The following is a 15,556-nucleotide window of genomic DNA, read 5'->3' on the forward strand; positions in this document are numbered from 1 at the left end:
GGCGGCGGCCCGTCGGAGCCGGACCGCGCGGCGGGTGTCAGGGCTGGCCGTGCCGGTGCGTGTGGAACGGCAGTCCCGCCTCGGCCACCAGCTCCGCCTCCCCTTCGTCTTCGGGCGGCACCAGCGTCGGGCTGCCGTCCCCGACGGGCACTATGCCCAGCTCCAGCAGTTCGGCCATGGCGGCGCTGCCGGCCGTGTCGCGCACCTGGAGCTGGTACCGCGCGGTGGTGCGGTACGTGCCGCCGCCCTCGTCGCCGGTGCGCTGCAGGAAGCCGGAGTCGACGAGGAACGCGACGGCCTTCGCGACGATGCCGGTCGTCGAACCGGCCAGCCTCCGCGCGTCCTTGGTCGCCCCGGTGGCGCTGCGCCGCGCGTACACCCGCCAGGCCGCCTCCAGGCCGGGCGCGTCGGTGGCCGGGTCGGTGTTCTCGCCCTGCTGCTCGGCGCGCTCCTCGAGGCGGCGGCACGCCTGCCGTACGAAGGCGTCCACGCCGTTGACGGTGATCCGCCCGACGTACCCGTCGTCCGCGAGGTCCTGCGGGCGCGGGAACGCCATGGCGGCGACGGCGAGATGGGCGAGGCCGTGCAGGAAGCGGTCGGCGGAGTCGGCGGTGGCGCGCCGGGCGTAGTCGCCCATGCGGACGGCGAACACCGAGTCCTCGGCCGCCGTCACGGCCATCCCCGCGCGCGGTGAGACCTCCAGGACGACGAGCCCGAGGCCGGTGGCGACGGCGTCGGCGAGGCGTGCGAAGGGTGGCTCCTCGCGGTAACGCCGCAGGAGTGCCGCGTACTCGGCGTCGCGTGCGGGGAGCAGCTTGGGGTGCAGCCCGAAGGAGACGAGGCGGGCGGCGTCCGCCGCGTCGGCGGGGGTGACGGGCGCCTCCGCGGGGGCACCGGCTGCCCCGGCGCCCTGTGCGCCGCCGGCGCCGCCTCCGAGGTCCAGGTCGAGGCCGTGGTCGGTCATGCCGCCTCCGTACGGTCCGCGGCCATGCCGGCCGCGTCGAGCAGGGCGGTGCCGACGATGAGGTCGGCGCCGCCGAATTCCGGGTCGTCCAGCTCGGTGCCGTCGTCGGCTGCGAACAGCAGCCGCTGCTCCCCCTGCCGGTACGCGGTGCCGACGGACGGGCTGGCGGCGTGCACGGCCAGCAGCGCGACCAGATACGGCAGTTCGGGGTCGCGGCGGCGGGCGTCCGCGATCAGCCCGGACAGCCGCCGGGGGGCGTCCGCCGGCAGGTCGAGCAGCTCCGCGGCGGCCTCGAACTGCTCCGTGCTGAACCGGCTGTCGTCAGGGGTGGCCACCAGGTCGGGGTCGGGCATCTCGGCGCCCAGGTGCTCGCGCGGGGCGGGCGGCGTGAGCAGCAGGTCTATCAGGTCGTTCACGCGCACCGCGCCGGGCGTGCGGAACCCGGCGCCGTAGGCGAAGAACGCGTCGGTGACGCGGACGGCGCTCTCCAGCGGCAGCGGCAGCAGCGGTGTCACCAGCTGCCCGTACAGGTCGATGCCGGCGCGGGCGGCGGGCGGCGCGAACGCCTGCCGGTCCTGCTCGGCGCGGAACAGCGGGCCGGCCTCCAGCAGCCGGGACTGCAGCTGGGTGTGCCGGCGGATGCAGTCCTTGACGATGTCGACCAGCTCGGCCGCGCGCCGCTTGTGGTCGGCCTCTTCGGCCTCGTCGCGCGCGCGGCGGATGTTGGTGAGGATGGCGTTCTCGTGCCGGTACCGGTCGGCGACGTGGTCCAGCGCCTCGGTGATCATGTCGGGGACGGTGCGCAGCCAGTCCACGGCGCGCACGTCGCGGCGGGTGGCGTCGAGCGTGCGGCGCAGCGTCTCCGCGTACTGCACGGTGCGGTACCGGGCCTGCTCGGCGGCGAGCTGCGCGTCGGCCAGCCGGCCGCGGCTGATCAGCACCTCCAGCTTGACCTCGGCCGCGATCTGGGCGCTGGTGACGTCCGTGTCGAGGGCGCCCACCAGGACGTTGACGGCCTCGTCCGTGGTGCGGAGATAGACCCCGCCGCCGGGCCCCGGCACCTCCTCCACCAGCTTGAAGTCGTAGTCCCTGCGCACATACGCCCCGTCGGGCCCGAACGTGCCGTAGACGGCGCGGAATCCGCGGTCCACGCTGCCGACGTTGATCAGGTTCTCCAGCACCCAGCGGGCGACCCGCTCGTGCTCCGCGGACGTCCGCCGCGGTGCCTGCGCGGCGACCCGGGGCAGCAGCCTGGCCACTATCTCCTCGTGGTCGGCGCCGGTGTCGAAGTCCATGTTCAGGGTGACCAGGTCGATGGCGGCGAGGGCGACCTCGGCCATCGCGTACATGCCGTACTCGCCCGCCAGGTTCGCCTTGCGCACGTCCAGGTCGTGCAGCGGCGCGGTGCAGGCGAGCGCGCGCAGCCGGCGGGCCAGCCCCTCGTCGGCTGCGGGGCCGGGGGCCGGGGACGGCGGGGAAGGCGGGTTCACCAGGGCGTGCTCAGTCACGTCGGCAACACTAAGCGCTGCCACTGACAACGGACGAAACGGCACGGCCCGGGTGCGGCACGGTCACTCGGTGAGCGCGCCGGCCAGTTCCGCCAACGCGTCGGCGGTCGCCCGGGGTTCGGTGAGCAGGGCCAGATGGTGCGCGTCGCGGCGTACGACGGGCCGGCCCTCCCGTTCGGCGCGCCGGGCCTCGTCTTCGTACGCGCCGCTGAGCCGCAGGTAGCCGCTCGGCGACGGGGCGTACCGGGCGGGGAGTTCGGGCGCGGGCTCCTCGAACCAGCCGAGGGGCAGCCGGGGAAGCTCCGCGCGGAAGGCGGCGCGCTGCGCGCCGTCGGGCAGCAGCTCCTCGATGGTGCCCGGCGGGAACCACTCGTCCCACGGCGGCAGCTCGCCGTCCCGCGCGAGGGCGTTCAGCCGCTCCCGCAGCTCGACCGGGACCGTGTCGAACCAGCTGCGGCCCGGGTGCGGCAGCGGCGCGTCGGCGTGGAGGAGGCCCGCGACGGGCACTCCGGCGCCCTCCGCGGCCGCCGCGGCGGCGGGCAGCAGCGCCCCCGCGCCGCTGTGCGCGGCCAGCAGCACGGGGCCGGTGCCGCCGTCCCGCACGATGCCGTCCGCGACGCGCGCGGCGAGCCGCGGGAAGTACGGTCCGCCGTCGGCGAACTCCCCTGCCACGGACGGCACATGTGTGACGTACCCTCGCCCGCGCAGCTCCGTCGCGACCGGTTCCCAGGTCGACGGCCCTGTGAGCGGGCTGTGCACCAGGACCAGGGACGGACGTGCTCGCATGGTCAACTCATCCTCCGACGGGGGTGGGGCCGTCCCGGGATCGTAGACGACCACGAAAGGACCTCAGCGTGAACCGGATCCCGTCGCACGACTTCCCGTTGGCGATCCGCACCGACTTCTCCGACGACGAGGCGTGGGACGCCTTCGTCGCGGCCATGGACGAACCGGACGGCGGAGACGACTCCGTCGCCGACGTCGAGCTGTTCGACGACCCCGCGTACCGTGACCTCACCTCGGACGAACTGATGCAGCTGCTCCCGGAGGACTACGAGGACTCGTTCTTCGTGGTGGTCGACGGGCCCGCGCTGGCCTCGCCGGAACTGCCCGTGCTGATCGTGGACCTCCTGCACGAGCCGGGCCGTTCGTTCCGGGTGACCGCCGCCGAGCTGCCCGAAATCGAGGCGAACCTGTCGATCTCGAACATGGACTTCTTCGACTACGCCGACAGCGTCGAGGAGGACGGCGTCTTCCGCGGCTTCCCGGAGCGCGGCGACGCCTCGCGCGCGCTCCGAGGGGCCGGCGACTGAGCCCGGCGCGCCCCGCCGCGGCAACGCCGTACGGGGCTCAGCCGCCGCCGTCCGCAGGCGTCCCGTAGCCGCCGCCCCCGGGCGTACGGACCACGAGCACGTCGCCCGCCTCCGCCTCCGCCGCGTCGCGCCCCTCCAGGGGCGTGACCGAACCGTCCGTACGCTCCAGCGCGTTCGCGCCGAGGGCGCCGGGACCGCCGCCCGCCATGCCGTACGGCGGCACGCGGCGGTGGCCGCTGAGCAGCGCCACCGTCATCGGTGCGAGGAAGCGGAGGCGGCGTTCCACGCCTCGGCCGCCGGGCCAGCGGCCGGCGCCGCCGCTGCCGGCGCGTACCCGGAAGTCCTCGACGCGGACCGGGTAGCGGTGCTCCAGGACCTCCGGGTCGGTGAGCCGCGAGTTGGTCATGTGGGTCTGTACGGCGTCGGCGCCCGCGAAGCCGTCGCCCGCGCCGGAGCCGCTGGCCACCGTCTCGTAGTACTGCACCTCGTCGTTGCCGAAGGTGAGGTTGTTCATGGTGCCGGAGCCCTCGGCCTGGACGCCGAGCGCGGCGTACAGCGCGCCCGTCACCGCCTGCGACGTCTCGACGTTCCCGGCCACCGTCGCCGCGGGGAACTCGGGTGCGAGCATGGAGCCGGGCGGGATGCGGATCTCCAGCGGGGTGAGGCAGCCGCTGTTCAGCGGGATGTCGTCGGCGACGAGGGTGCGGAAGACGTACAGCACGGCGGCCATCACCACGGAGCTGGGCGCGTTGGAGTTGTCCGCGCGCTGCGGTGAGCTGCCGGTGAAGTCCAGGACGGCGCCGCGGCGTTCGCGGTCGACGGTGACGGCGACCCGGATGACGGCGCCGCTGTCCGTCTCGTAGCGGCAGGAGCCGTCGTGCAGGCCGGCGATGATGCGGCGGACGGACTCCTCCGCGTTGTCCTGGACGTGCCGCATGTAGGCGCGTACGACGTCCAGCCCGAACTGGTCGATCATGCGGTGGAGTTCGGCGATGCCCTTCTCGTTCGCGGCGATCTGTGCCCGCAGGTCGGCGAGGTTCGCGTCGGGTGAACGGGACGGGTACGGCGCCGTCGCCAGCAGCTCGCGTGTCTCGGCCTCGCGCAGCCTGCCGTCCCGTACGAGCAGCCAGTTGTCGAAGAGGACGCCCTCCTCGTGGATCGTCCGGCTGAACGCGGGCATCGAGCCGGGCGTGATGCCGCCGATCTCGGCGTGGTGCCCGCGTGAGGCGACGAGGAACAGCAGCTGTTCGCCGCCCGCGTCGAAGACGGGCGTGACGACGGTGACGTCCGGGAGGTGGGTGCCGCCGTGGTACGGGTCGTTGATGGCGTAGACGTCGCCGGGCCGCATGCCGCCCTCGTTGCGGCGCAGGACCTCCTTGATGGACTCCCCCATCGAGCCCAGGTGTACGGGGATGTGCGGGGCGTTCGCGATGAGGTTGCCGTCCTCGTCGAATAGGGCGCAGGAGAAGTCGAGGCGCTCCTTGATGTTCACGGAGTGCGCGGTGTTCTCCAGCCGGACGCCCATCTGCTCGGCGATCGCCATGAAGAGGTTGTTGAACACCTCCAGCAGCACCGGGTCCGCGCCGGTGCCCACCGCCGTACGCGCCGGGCGCGCCTCCGCGCGCGCGAGCAGCAGGTGGCCGCGCGGGTCGACGGCGGCCTGCCAGCCGGGGTCGACGACGGTGGTGGCGTCGGCCTCGGCGATGACGGCGGGCCCCCGTACGGTGTGCCCCGGGCGCAGGGCGTCGCGCCGGTGGAGCGGGGTGTCGCGCCAGCGGCCGCCGGTGTACGTCCGCACCTGGTCGGCGGGTTCGGGCGTGCCACCGCCGGGTGCCGTGTCCAGGCCGGGCGCGGCCCGTACGGTGTGCGGCCCGGACGTGCCGGTGGCCTCGGCCACGGCGGTGGCGACGACGAGCGGCTTGTCCATGGTGAAGCCGTACCGGGCGCGGTGGGCGTCCTCGAAGTCCCGCCGCATCGCGTCGGCTTCGCCGAGCCCGACGGTGAGCGTGGCGTCCGTGCCCGCGTACCGCAGCTGCAGCCGCTCCGTGGTGCTGATCGCGTCGTCGGCGATGCCGTCGGAGCGCAGTTCGCGGCGCGTCCGCTCGGACAGCCGCGCGCACAGCTCCCGTACCTCCGGCAGGAGGCCGGGGGTGAGTTCGGCCTCGACGGACTGCTCGCGCAGGGCGGTGGCGTCGGCGACGCCGATGCCGTACGCGGAGAGCACCCCGGCGAGCGGCGGGACGACGACCGTGTCGATGCCCAGCGCGTCGGCGACGCCGCAGGCGTGCTGGCCGCCGGCGCCGCCGAAGCTGGCGAGGGCGTAGCGGGTGACGTCGTGGCCGCGCTGTACGGAGATCTTCTTGACGGCGTTGGCCATGTTGAGGACGGCGATCTCGAGGAATCCCTCGGCGACCTCCTCGGGGCTGCGGTCGTCCCCGGTCGCCTCGGCGGCCTCGCGGGCGAGCAGCGTGAAGCGCTCCCGTACGAGCTCCGCGTCGAGCGGCAGGTCTCCGTCCGGGCCGAACACGTGCGGGAAGTGCCGGGGCTGGACGCGGCCGAGCATCACGTTCGCGTCGGTGACGGTGAGCGGTCCGCCGCGGCGGTAGCAGGCCGGGCCCGGGACGGCGCCCGCGGAGTCGGGGCCGACGCGGTAGCGGGCGCCGTCGAAAAGCAGCACGGAGCCGCCGCCGGCCGCGACGGTGTGGATGTCCATCATGGGGGCGCGCATCCGTACGCCCGCGACCTGCGTGCCGAAGACGCGTTCCAACTCGCCCGCGTAGTGCGAGACATCGGTCGAGGTGCCGCCCATGTCGAAGCCGATGACGCGGCCGTGGCCGACCTCGGCGCAGCTGCGCGCCATGCCGACGACGCCGCCGGCCGGCCCGGACAGTACGGCGTCCTTGCCGCGGAAGTGGGCGGCTTCGCGCAGGCCGCCGTTGGACTGCATGAACATCAGCCGGACGCCGGGGAGTTCGGCGGCGACCTGGTCCGCGTAGCGGCGCAGGACGGGCGAGAGGTAGGCGTCCACGACGGTGGTGTCGCCGCGCGGCACCAGCTTGATCAGCGGGCTGACCTCGTGCGAGCAGCTGACCTGGGTGAAGCCCGCCTCGCGCGCGAGGCGGGCGACCTCCCGCTCGTGCCCCGGCGAGCGGTACGCGTGCAGCAGCGCGACGGCGGCGCTGCGGAAGCCCTCGCCGTACGCCGTCCGCAGCGCCTCCGCGGTGGCCTCGGTGTCCAGCGCCCGTACGGTGTCGCCGTGCGCGCCCATCCGTTCGGGCACCTCGATGACGCGTGCGTACAGCGCCCCGGGCAGCGCGATGTGCCGGTCGAAGATCCGCGGGCGGTTCTGGTACGCGATGCGCAGGGCGTCGCGAAAGCCCTCGGTGGTCAGCAGGACGGTGGGCTCGCCGGCCCGTTCCAGCAGGGCGTTGGTGGCGACCGTGGTCCCCATCTTCACGGCGGCGATACGGTCGCCGGGCACCGGCTCGTCCGGCGCGGTGCCCAGCAGCCGCCGGATGCCGGCGACGGCCGCGTCGCGGTAGCGGCCGGGGTCGTGCGACAGCAGCTTCTCGGTGACCAGGCTGCCGTCCGGCCGTTTGCCGACGATGTCGGTGAAGGTGCCGCCACGGTCGATCCAGAACTCCCAGCGCCCGCTCATGCCGCCATCGTGCCAGGCCGCCGCGTGGCGGGCGGTGGTTGTCCCGCGGTGTCAGCCGGGCGGCCCCGCGTCCGGGCTGAGCCTGCCGCGGACCGCGCTCTGCACGCCGGCCTGCTCCGCCGGATCGGCGGCCAGCCGCCGCAGCCGTTCGACGACGCGGGCGTCGCCGGTGGTGGCGTGCTCGGCGGCGAGTTCGCGGGTGCTCTCCTCGCAGTCCCAGAGGCACTCGATGGCGAAGCCGGCCGGGAAGGCGGGGTCGGTGGCGGCCAGCGCGCGCGCCGTACGGCCGCGCAGCTGGGAGGAGGCGGTCTCGCGGTAGATGTGCCGCAGCACGGGCGCCGCGCAGTGCACGGTCAGCCGTCCCACGCCGTCGACGAGCGGCCACAGGTCGTCGCTGTCGGGGCCCTGTTCGCGTACGGCGCGGCGCAGTGCGCCGAGCACCGCCTTGGCGTCCTGCTGCCCGCCCCTGGTGGCGAGCATCTGGGCGGCGGTGAGGCCGAGCGCGTCGTCGCGGTGCGCGGCCCACTGCCGGGCGCGCTCCAGCGCGGCGACGCTGCGCATGCGGGCGAACGAGGCGAGCGCGGAGCTCACGACGGGCGGCAGCGGCGCTCCGTCGTAGCCGGAGGCCGGGTCGGTGGCGGCCTCCTGGATGAGGTCGAGCGCGTCGGGGTCGCCGCGCTCGGCGAGGTGCCGCAGGGCGGCGGCGCGGCAGGCGTCGGGGCCGCTGCGGGCCGCGGCGAGCAGTTCGGGCCGGTCGTCGGGGCCGGCCACGGCGGCCAGGCAGCGGGCGGCGGCGGCCTCGCGGTGCGGGCCGGCGGGCTGCTCACCGCCCTCCTGTGCCCAGGTGAGCACCTCGCGCACGCTCCAGCCGGGGCGCGGTCCCTGGGTGTGCAGCTGGCGCTGCCAGCGGTCGAAGTTGCCGCGTTCCTGCAGGAGCCGCAGCCGTTCGGCCTGTTCGGGGTGGGCCGGGTCCTCCGCCCAGAGGCGCCACGGGCGGGGCTCGAAGGCGTTGCGCGCGGCCTCGCCGAGAGCGGCGTCGCCCTCGGACGTCGGCGGGAAACGGGCCAGGATCGCCGATCCGAGTGCCCGCAGCCCGGAGTCGTCGTCGCGGACGGCGAGTTCGTCGAGTGCCCACTGCCAGTTGGCGCCGGCGACCGCGTACCGGCGCAGCAGCCGCAGCGCGCCCTTGTCGCCGTAGCTGACGAGGTGGCCGAGCACGGACAGCGCGAGGCCGGTGCGCTCCTCGGCGGCTTCGGTCAGTACGAGGTCGTCGCGGTGGAAGAGGTGTCCCTCGATGTCGTCGAGCCCGGCGTCGAGCTCCATGTGGAGCCGGGCGTAGTAGAGCGAGCGGTGCTCGATCTGCCAGTCGCGCCGGGGGTCGTGCAGCACGCAGTGCCGGAGCGCGGAGAGCGCTTCGGTGCGCGGCGCCGCGAGGGCGTGCAGCGTCCCGTCGCCACGGCCTCGCTGAAGGAGGCCGAGCAGCGTGCCGCTGGGCGCTATGTCTGAATCGACTGAATCGACGAACATAAGAGTCAGCATCCGGTGCGGGGTATTCGGCTGGCAACGGGATTTCCGCTGACCGGCAGTCTTGCCGGTGACAGCGGTTCTACTCCTGATCGGCGAAGCACCGTCCAGCGGCCGCAGCCTACCTGGAACTACCCATTCCGCCATATCGGCCGATCCGCTGGTCAGAGCGAATCGGGAAGCCTTTGACATATGCCAGAAGCACCACCGAATCGGGTACGTGCGAATCCCTTACGCACGGTCGCAGCCTGTGCAAGAGTCGTCACCGGCCCTCACCCGTATCGGAGACCTGCCATGTCCTCCCACCTCCATGCGGACCGTCCTTCGGTACAGCCGCCCGAGCGCGGCACGCTGGACGCCCTCATCACCCAGACCCGCAGGCTGCGCGGCGGAATCGACGCGGTGCGCCGTGACGCCCTGGGCGAGGACGAGGACGCGTCGTCCGACCCCCAGCGGCGCTGGCAGCGCGCCCTGTGCGAGCTGGCCGTCCACCACCTCGACGACCTCGGCGGTCAGCTCACGCAGCTGCGCGAGGGCGTCGACGACGGACCGGCCGCCGGGCAGGCCGACCAGGACGCCCTGCGGGAGCACGGCGGCGGGCACGGCCCCGCGGCGGCGTACGGCGACCACCACGCCGCGGCGTACGGCACCGGGCCGGCGGCCGGCACCCTGGTGGGACGTGTGGGCAGCGCCGACTGGAACCTGCTGACGGACGAGGTCACCTGGTCCGACGAGCTGTTCCGGATCTTCGGCCGCACCGCGGCCGACGGCCCGCTCTCCCTCGACGAGCTGCCGTCCTGGGTGTGGACCGAGGACCAGCCCGCGCTGATGGCCGCGGTCACCGACTGCCTGGTGGACGGCAAGCCCGTCGACGGCGAGTTCCGCATCGTGCGCCCGGACGGCGCCGTACGCACCGTGCACATGATGGGCGAGCCGCTGCTGGACGCGGACGGCGGCACCGCCTCCATGTGGGCCGTCCTGCGGGACGTCAGCGCGCTGCGCCGGAGCGAGCTGACCGTACGGGAGACGCGGGCGTCGCTGCAGCACGAGCGGCATCTCGCGCAGACCGAGCGGCGGCTCGCGGTGGAGCTCCAGGAGTCCGTGCTGCCGCCGTGGCGCGGCTCGCTGCGGCTCCCGCACGGGTCCGGCGGCCACCCGGGCGCGCTCGAACTGGCCGCGCACTATCTCCCGTCCGCGACCGGCGCGCTCATCGGAGGCGACTGGTACGACGCGCTGGAGCTCGCCGGCGGCGCCACCCTGCTGACCGCGGGCGACCTGACGGGGCACGGGGTCGCGGCGACCTCGGGCATGGCGACGCTGCTCGGCGCGGTGCGCGGCATGGCCGTCGCCGGCGTGCAGCCGGGCGCCCTGATGGGACACCTCAACCAGCTGCTCGACTCCACCGCGCAGCCCGCGCTGGGCAGCGCGGTCTGCTGCCTCTACGCCCCCGTCACCCGCACCCTCACCTGGTCCCAGGCCGGACACCCCGCCCCACTGCTGTTCCGCAGCGGCGTCGGCCGCTCACTGCGGCGGCCCGACGGCGTGCTGCTGGGCGCGATGTCGGGGGCGGTGTACGGGCAGCGCGTCGACCAACTGGAGCCCGGTGACCTGCTCGTGCTGCACACGGACGGACTGGCCCCGCGCAGCGCCGAGTTCGAGTCCGGGCAGGCGGGCGGCGCGCGTACGAGCACCGACCGGCTGCTGGCGCTCGCCCCCCGCTTCGCGGCGGCGCACACGGCGCAGGAGTGCGTGCGCGCGGTCGTCGAGGAGTTCGGCGACAGGGAGCGCGAGGACGACGCGTGCGTGCTGATCGCGAGGGTCGGCGACTGACGCGCGTACACGTACGGGTCCGGCGCACGCGCGTACGCGTACGGGTCCGGCGCGCGTACGGCCCGCCCGCGCCTCACGTCACACCGCCGTCCCCCCGCCGCCTTTCCGCTCCCTCGGGCCCTTGGGCAGCGCCGCCCGCACCTCGTGGCGCAGCTCCTCGACCTTGGGGTGGCCCGTGTACTGGCCGGTGAGCCGGTACATCTCGCGGAGCCGGTCCCAGGTCCGGTGGGACGAGGTCTGGCCGATGGTCAGCAGGGCCAGCCTGGCGTAGCGGTCGGCCTGCTCCGGGTCGTCGTCGATGAAGCAGGCGGAGGCCATCGTGAGGTAGTCGAAGATCTTGGAACGCTGGCGGCCGTCCACCCGCAGGTTCAGCGCCTTCTCCGCGTACCGCTGGGCCTTGCCCGCGGCCGCCGGCTCGTGCTCCGCCAGCGTGCGGTACGCCAGCGCCTGCATGCCGTACAGGTCCTCCTCCTTGAAGATCTGCATCCAGCTCGGTGGCGGCACGTCGCCCCGGTCGGAGGCGAACAGGTCCTCGGCCTCGCCGAGCGTGCGGCGCATCGCCTGGCCGCGCCCCATGGACGCCTGCGCCCACGCCTCGACGGTGCAGAGCATGGCCCGCGTACGGGGCAGAGTCGCCTCGCCCGAGCCGGACTTGGCCAGCTGCATCAGGTCGAGCGCGTCGTCCGGGCGGCCCAGGTGCACCATCTGGCGGGCGGCGCGGGACAGCGCCTCGCCCGCGCGCGGCCGGTCGCCGCCCTCGCGGGCCGCGTGCGCCGCGATCACGAAGTACTTCTGGGCGGTGGGCTCCAGGCCGACGTCGTGGGACATCCAGCCGGCCAGGACGGCGAGATTGGCCGCGACGCCCCAGAGCCGCTGCTGCAGCGGGCCGGGGTGGTGGTAGGTGAGCATGCCGCCCACCTCGTTCAACTGCCCCACGACGGCCTTGCGCTGGAGGCCGCCGCCGCGGGCGGCGTCCCAGGCGCGGAAGACCTCGACCGAGCGCTCGAGCGCGTCGATCTCCTGGGCGCCCACGGGCGCCGCCTCGTACGGGTCGGGGTGCGGGTAGCGGTAGTCCCGGATGGTGACGGCGTCCGTGCTCGCGCCCGCGCCGATACGGGCGCCGGCCGCGGCCGGTTCCGCCCTGAGCCAGTCGTACATGGCACTGCTGAGTGCCGATCCTGCGGCGAGCGCGGTGCCCGCGCCCACCAAGCCGCGTCGGTTGAGCATGAGGTCCATTCCCGTGAATTCGGTGAGGACCTCGGCCGTCCGCTCTGCTGCCCAGGGAAGTCCGTCGACGGACTGCCTCCGCGCCGTACGCCCCGGCTTGCGGAACCCGAGATCCTCGATGGTCACGACACGACCGAGTCGCTCGGTGAACAGGGCGGCCAGCACTTTGGGCACCGGATCCCGCGGGGTCTCCCCCACGTCGATCCAACGCCGTACCCGCGAGGTGTCGGTCGCCAGCTGGGGGTGGCCCATGGCCGCCGCCTGCCGGTTCACGAGTCTCGCGAGTTCGCCCTTGGACCAGCCGGCGAGGCCGAACAGGTCCGCGAGACGGGTGTTGGGTCCCTTTGTCACGTCAAGCCCCCAGGATCTCGGCTGAGTTGACAGTAACGGTCACGGGCGCCGCGCTTCGAGGATTCGCCAGGGTTCGCCAGGGTCCGCCAGATGGTGTGCCACCCGCGGGCTGGTGTGCCGTAGGAACGCGCCACCCCGGCCCGGGAGCGGTCCGTACGATCCGCATTCCCCAGGGTGCACATGACCCGTCCGTGCCCGCCCTCCGGGCCGGGAGCGCAGCCAACCGTCGGCGCACGAAGGGATCCTGCTCGCCCATGTATCCAGCAACGTCCCCCGTGTCCACGCCGCTCAGGCCGCCGCTCACGCAGCCGTACGGCGGGCCGCGGCGGGCGAACGGCGCGCAAGGCGGCGGTCTCCACCCCCTCAGCGGGAGGCTGGACTTGTCCGGCCCACAGGGTGCGCAGCTGCGCACCGTCATCGCTTCGGTGCACAGGATCTGCCCGGACTTCCAGCCGGTGCAACTGCTGCGGCGCAGCGGCCGTTCGGTGCTGCTGGCGGGCACCGTCGGACGGAACACCGTCGTGGCCAAGTGTTTACTGGACCGGTCCCCGGAGTGGGTGGAGCGGTTCCAGCACGAAATAGCGGCGTACCGCACGTTCGTACGCCACCGGCCGCCGGTACGGGTGCCCCGGCTGGTGGCCGCCGACCCCGACGCCGGCACGCTCGTCACCGAGCGGATGCAGGGGCGGCCGGGGGCGCTGAAGCGGCACCCGTTCGAGGCGCCGAACCGGGCGGACGTACGGGCGGTGCTCGGCTCGGTGTGCCGGCTCAACCTGTGGCGGCCGCCGCCCGCCGCGTTCGACCGGCCGATCGACTATCCGGCGCGGCTGAACCGCTACCACGAACTGGGCCTGCTCACCGACCGCGACCTCGGCGATCTGCAGAAGCTGCTGCACGGTGTGGCGCACGCGGGCGGCAGACAGCAGGCGCCGTGGCAGTTCTGCCACGGTGACGCGCTGCTCTCCAACGTGCTGCTGTCACCGGCCGGTCCGGTGCTCGTGGACTGGGAGCACACGGGCTGGTACCTGCCGGGCTTCGACCTCGCCACCCTGTGGGCGGTCCTGAGCGAGGCGCCCGGAGCACGCCGCCAGATCAGCCAGCTGGCGCAGGCGGCGGGGCCCGCGGCGCGGGACGCGTTCCTGGTCAACCTGATGCTCGTACTCACGCGGGAGATCCGCACGTACGAGACGGCGGTGCAGCGCGCCATGCGCGAACCGCCCCCGGCCAACGCCGCGGGCCGCGGGCACGAGCGCGCGGGCGCGATGGCGTACGGGGAGGAGCAACGCCTGCTGCTGCGGCGGCTGCACGACGACTGCGGGCTGGCCCGCAGGGCGGTACGGGCGGCGGTCGGCACGCGCTGAGGGCGCCCGCGGCAAGGGGAGGCAAGGGGAAGCGCCCGCGGCGTCGTACGGGGGACGGCGGCGCGGGCGTACGGCGTACGGTCTTGCGGGCCCCGGTCTTGCGGGCGCATCGCTACTGCTGCTGGAACAGCTCCGCGGGCAGCGGCTTCAGCAGCGCGTACAGGTCGTTGGTGATCGGCCGGTCCCAGCTGGCGATCGTCACGAGCACGCCGTCGCTGCGGTCGAACTGCACGCAGGAGATGCGTTCCTCGGAGCACTTGACGCGGCGCACGATCAGCAGGTTGTCGTCGTGCATCACCGGGTCCTCCTCGACCCCGACGACCTCCACCGGCTCGTCGTTCTCGAGCGCGGCCAGCAGCTGGGCCACCTCGAACGGCACGTCACCCTCGGCGACGTCGCGCGCGGGCGCGCCCTCCGGGAGGTTGCCGATGATCATCGCGGGGCCGCGGCCGCCGAACAGGTCGTAGCGCAGGAAAACGCCCTGGCAGCTGCCGTCCGGGGCCGGCAGCAGACCCGCCCCGAGATTGCCCGGCCAGTCGGACGGGTCCATGGCCAGGACATCGAAGTCCGGCCCGGCGGGCACTGCTGCGTTGCGGCGGCGGAGGAACGACATGGGGTCATGGTACGTGCCGGTCCACCGGGTGTTTCCCCCGACGGCTCCGTCTGCCAGGATCACCGTTCTGATGACGGAAAGCCCTGACGAGACGACCCGGACCCCCGCCGCAACCGGCCCCGCCGCGCCGGACCGCGGCACCGCCAACCTGTGGCGCGCGGGCATCTCCGCCGTGCCCGAAGACCTGCTCCGGCGCGAGGACCTGCGGGTGCTGATCCTCGCGGACAACGCGCTGACCCGGGTCCCTCCGGACATCGCGCGGCTGACCCGTCTGCACACCCTGGACCTGGGGCACAACGCGATCACCTCGCTCCCGCCCGAGATCGGCGCGCTGAGCGGCCTGGACCGGTTCCTCTACGTGCACGACAACCGGCTGACCGAGCTCCCGGACACGCTGGGTGAGCTGCGCCGGCTCGCGTACCTCAACGCCGGCGAGAACCGCCTCACCCGGCTCCCCCGCACCCTCGGCGCGATGACCGGCCTCGTCGAGCTCCGGGCGCAGCACAACCGGCTGACGCGGCTGCCGGACGGCATCGGCGAGCTGACCCGGCTGCGCGAGCTGTGGCTGCGCGGCAACGCGCTCACCGCGCTGCCGGACGGCGTCGCCGCCCTCCGCGAGCTGCGCCTGCTCGACCTGCGCGAGAACGAGCTGGCCGAGCTCCCCGACGCCGTCTGCGGCCTGCCCCTGCTGCGCCGCGTCGACCTGCGCGCCAACCCGCTGCGGCGCCTCCCCGCGCGGCTCACGGAGCTGCCCGCGCTGGAGAAGCTCGATCTGCGCTGGAGCGGCGTCGGGGAGGACGACGAGGTGGTACGGGCGCTGACCGCACGCGGCTGCGTCGTGCTCACGTGAAGCCGCACGCCCGTACGCATACGCCCGTACGCGGATCGGTACGGGCCGTGCTCAGGTGAATGGTGTGCTCAGGTGAGGTCGAACTCGCCGTCCCGCGCGCCCAGCACGAAGGCGCGCCACTCGCTCGGGGCGAAGATCACGGCAGGGACCTCGGGGTGGCGTCCGTTGCGCATCGCGATGAAGCCCTCCACGAACGCTATCTGCACATCGCCCTTCCCCTGGCTTCCGGACCGCCACTCGGCGTTCGTCAGATCGAGTTCCGGCTTCCTCGCCGTCGTGGTGGTGGTGCCGTCTGCCACGTGCGTGCTCCTCCCGATGCGCTTCCCGGACCAGACTATCCATCCGTGCGGTGCGCGC

At 74.1% G+C, this 15,556-nt stretch carries 12 protein-coding genes; 4 read left to right on the forward strand and 8 right to left on the reverse strand.

Translation table 11 applies throughout. The annotated features are described in order from the left end of the window. Positions 1–37: 37 nt before the first annotated feature. The 3 genes from DVA86_RS23795 to DVA86_RS23805 form a co-directional block, all read right to left on the reverse strand. Positions 38–964: a hypothetical protein gene (locus tag DVA86_RS23795; RefSeq protein WP_245997048.1), complete on the reverse strand. Its 927-nt coding sequence runs from the start codon at positions 962–964 to the stop codon at positions 38–40. Then, on the reverse strand, positions 961–2,472 hold the full coding sequence (locus DVA86_RS23800) for a hypothetical protein (RefSeq protein ID WP_208881282.1): 1,512 nt from the start codon (positions 2,470–2,472) through the stop codon (positions 961–963). Before DVA86_RS23800 ends, DVA86_RS23795 begins: the two co-directional genes overlap by 4 nt. A 63-nt stretch (positions 2,473–2,535) precedes the next feature. Beyond that, positions 2,536–3,258, reverse strand: coding sequence for a lipase family protein (locus DVA86_RS23805; protein WP_208881284.1), 723 nt, complete (start codon positions 3,256–3,258; stop codon positions 2,536–2,538). A gap of 68 nt (positions 3,259–3,326) precedes the next feature. On the opposite strand from DVA86_RS23805, the gene DVA86_RS23810 reads away from it, so the two are divergent. Next, the gene (locus tag DVA86_RS23810; protein ID WP_208881286.1) at positions 3,327–3,785 is read left to right on the forward strand and encodes a DUF6924 domain-containing protein; all 459 of its coding nucleotides are present in this window, start codon (positions 3,327–3,329) and stop codon (positions 3,783–3,785) included. A gap of 37 nt (positions 3,786–3,822) precedes the next feature. Here DVA86_RS23810 and DVA86_RS23815 read toward each other — a convergent pair whose 3' ends face one another. Together DVA86_RS23815 and DVA86_RS23820 are read right to left on the reverse strand one after the other, a co-directional pair. Next, positions 3,823–7,443 (reverse strand): hydantoinase B/oxoprolinase family protein, encoded by a 3,621-nt coding sequence (locus tag DVA86_RS23815; protein ID WP_208881287.1) that lies wholly within the window; start codon positions 7,441–7,443, stop codon positions 3,823–3,825. Between the two features lie 51 nt (positions 7,444–7,494). Beyond that, complete coding sequence (locus DVA86_RS23820; protein WP_208881289.1) at positions 7,495–8,970, reverse strand: HEAT repeat domain-containing protein; 1,476 nt, start codon at positions 8,968–8,970, stop codon at positions 7,495–7,497. Positions 8,971–9,261: 291 nt separating this feature from the next. Between DVA86_RS23820 and DVA86_RS23825 the strand changes: the two genes are divergently transcribed. Continuing rightward, a complete protein-coding gene (locus tag DVA86_RS23825) occupies positions 9,262–10,797 on the forward strand; it encodes a PP2C family protein-serine/threonine phosphatase (RefSeq protein ID WP_208881290.1) in 1,536 nt (511 codons plus the stop codon). A 78-nt stretch (positions 10,798–10,875) separates the two neighbouring features. On the opposite strand, the gene DVA86_RS23830 is transcribed toward DVA86_RS23825, so the two are convergent. Continuing rightward, positions 10,876–12,375, reverse strand: coding sequence for a DNA-binding protein NsdB (locus DVA86_RS23830; protein ID WP_208881292.1), 1,500 nt, complete (start codon positions 12,373–12,375; stop codon positions 10,876–10,878). 254 nt (positions 12,376–12,629) lie between these two features. Here DVA86_RS23830 and DVA86_RS23835 point away from each other — a divergent pair, with 254 nt between their 5' ends. Continuing rightward, positions 12,630–13,736, forward strand: a complete 1,107-nt coding sequence (locus DVA86_RS23835) for an aminoglycoside phosphotransferase family protein (protein WP_208881294.1) — start codon at positions 12,630–12,632, stop codon at positions 13,734–13,736. Positions 13,737–13,848: 112 nt separating this feature from the next. Here DVA86_RS23835 and DVA86_RS23840 read toward each other — a convergent pair whose 3' ends face one another. Then, positions 13,849–14,349, reverse strand: a complete 501-nt coding sequence (locus tag DVA86_RS23840) for a hypothetical protein (protein ID WP_208881295.1) — start codon at positions 14,347–14,349, stop codon at positions 13,849–13,851. 70 nt (positions 14,350–14,419) lie between these two features. Here DVA86_RS23840 and DVA86_RS23845 point away from each other — a divergent pair, with 70 nt between their 5' ends. Beyond that, positions 14,420–15,199 carry a leucine-rich repeat domain-containing protein gene (locus DVA86_RS23845; protein ID WP_208881297.1) on the forward strand — a complete coding sequence of 260 codons (780 nt, stop codon included), beginning with the start codon at positions 14,420–14,422 and terminating at the stop codon, positions 15,197–15,199. 68 nt (positions 15,200–15,267) lie between these two features. Here DVA86_RS23845 and DVA86_RS23850 read toward each other — a convergent pair whose 3' ends face one another. Next, positions 15,268–15,498 carry a DUF397 domain-containing protein gene (locus DVA86_RS23850; RefSeq protein WP_208881298.1) on the reverse strand — a complete coding sequence of 77 codons (231 nt, stop codon included), beginning with the start codon at positions 15,496–15,498 and terminating at the stop codon, positions 15,268–15,270. Positions 15,499–15,556 lie beyond the last annotated feature (58 nt).

The sequence above is a fragment of the Streptomyces armeniacus genome, assembly GCF_003355155.1.
Classification (GTDB): domain Bacteria; phylum Actinomycetota; class Actinomycetes; order Streptomycetales; family Streptomycetaceae; genus Streptomyces; species Streptomyces armeniacus.

Excerpts from the sequence above, each read along its gene's own strand:
- DVA86_RS23795 (WP_245997048.1), bottom strand. The coding sequence starts at position 964 with ATGACCGACCACGGCCTCGACCTGGACCTCGGAGGCGGCGCCGGCGGC.
- DVA86_RS23805 (WP_208881284.1), bottom strand. The coding sequence starts at position 3,258 with ATGCGAGCACGTCCGTCCCTGGTCCTGGTGCACAGCCCGCTCACAGGG.
- DVA86_RS23815 (WP_208881287.1), bottom strand. The coding sequence starts at position 7,443 with ATGAGCGGGCGCTGGGAGTTCTGGATCGACCGTGGCGGCACCTTCACC.
- DVA86_RS23820 (WP_208881289.1), bottom strand. The coding sequence starts at position 8,970 with ATGTTCGTCGATTCAGTCGATTCAGACATAGCGCCCAGCGGCACGCTG.
- DVA86_RS23825 (WP_208881290.1), top strand. The coding sequence starts at position 9,262 with ATGTCCTCCCACCTCCATGCGGACCGTCCTTCGGTACAGCCGCCCGAG.
- DVA86_RS23835 (WP_208881294.1), top strand. The coding sequence starts at position 12,630 with ATGTATCCAGCAACGTCCCCCGTGTCCACGCCGCTCAGGCCGCCGCTC.
- DVA86_RS23840 (WP_208881295.1), bottom strand. The coding sequence starts at position 14,349 with ATGTCGTTCCTCCGCCGCCGCAACGCAGCAGTGCCCGCCGGGCCGGAC.
- DVA86_RS23845 (WP_208881297.1), top strand. The coding sequence starts at position 14,420 with ATGACGGAAAGCCCTGACGAGACGACCCGGACCCCCGCCGCAACCGGC.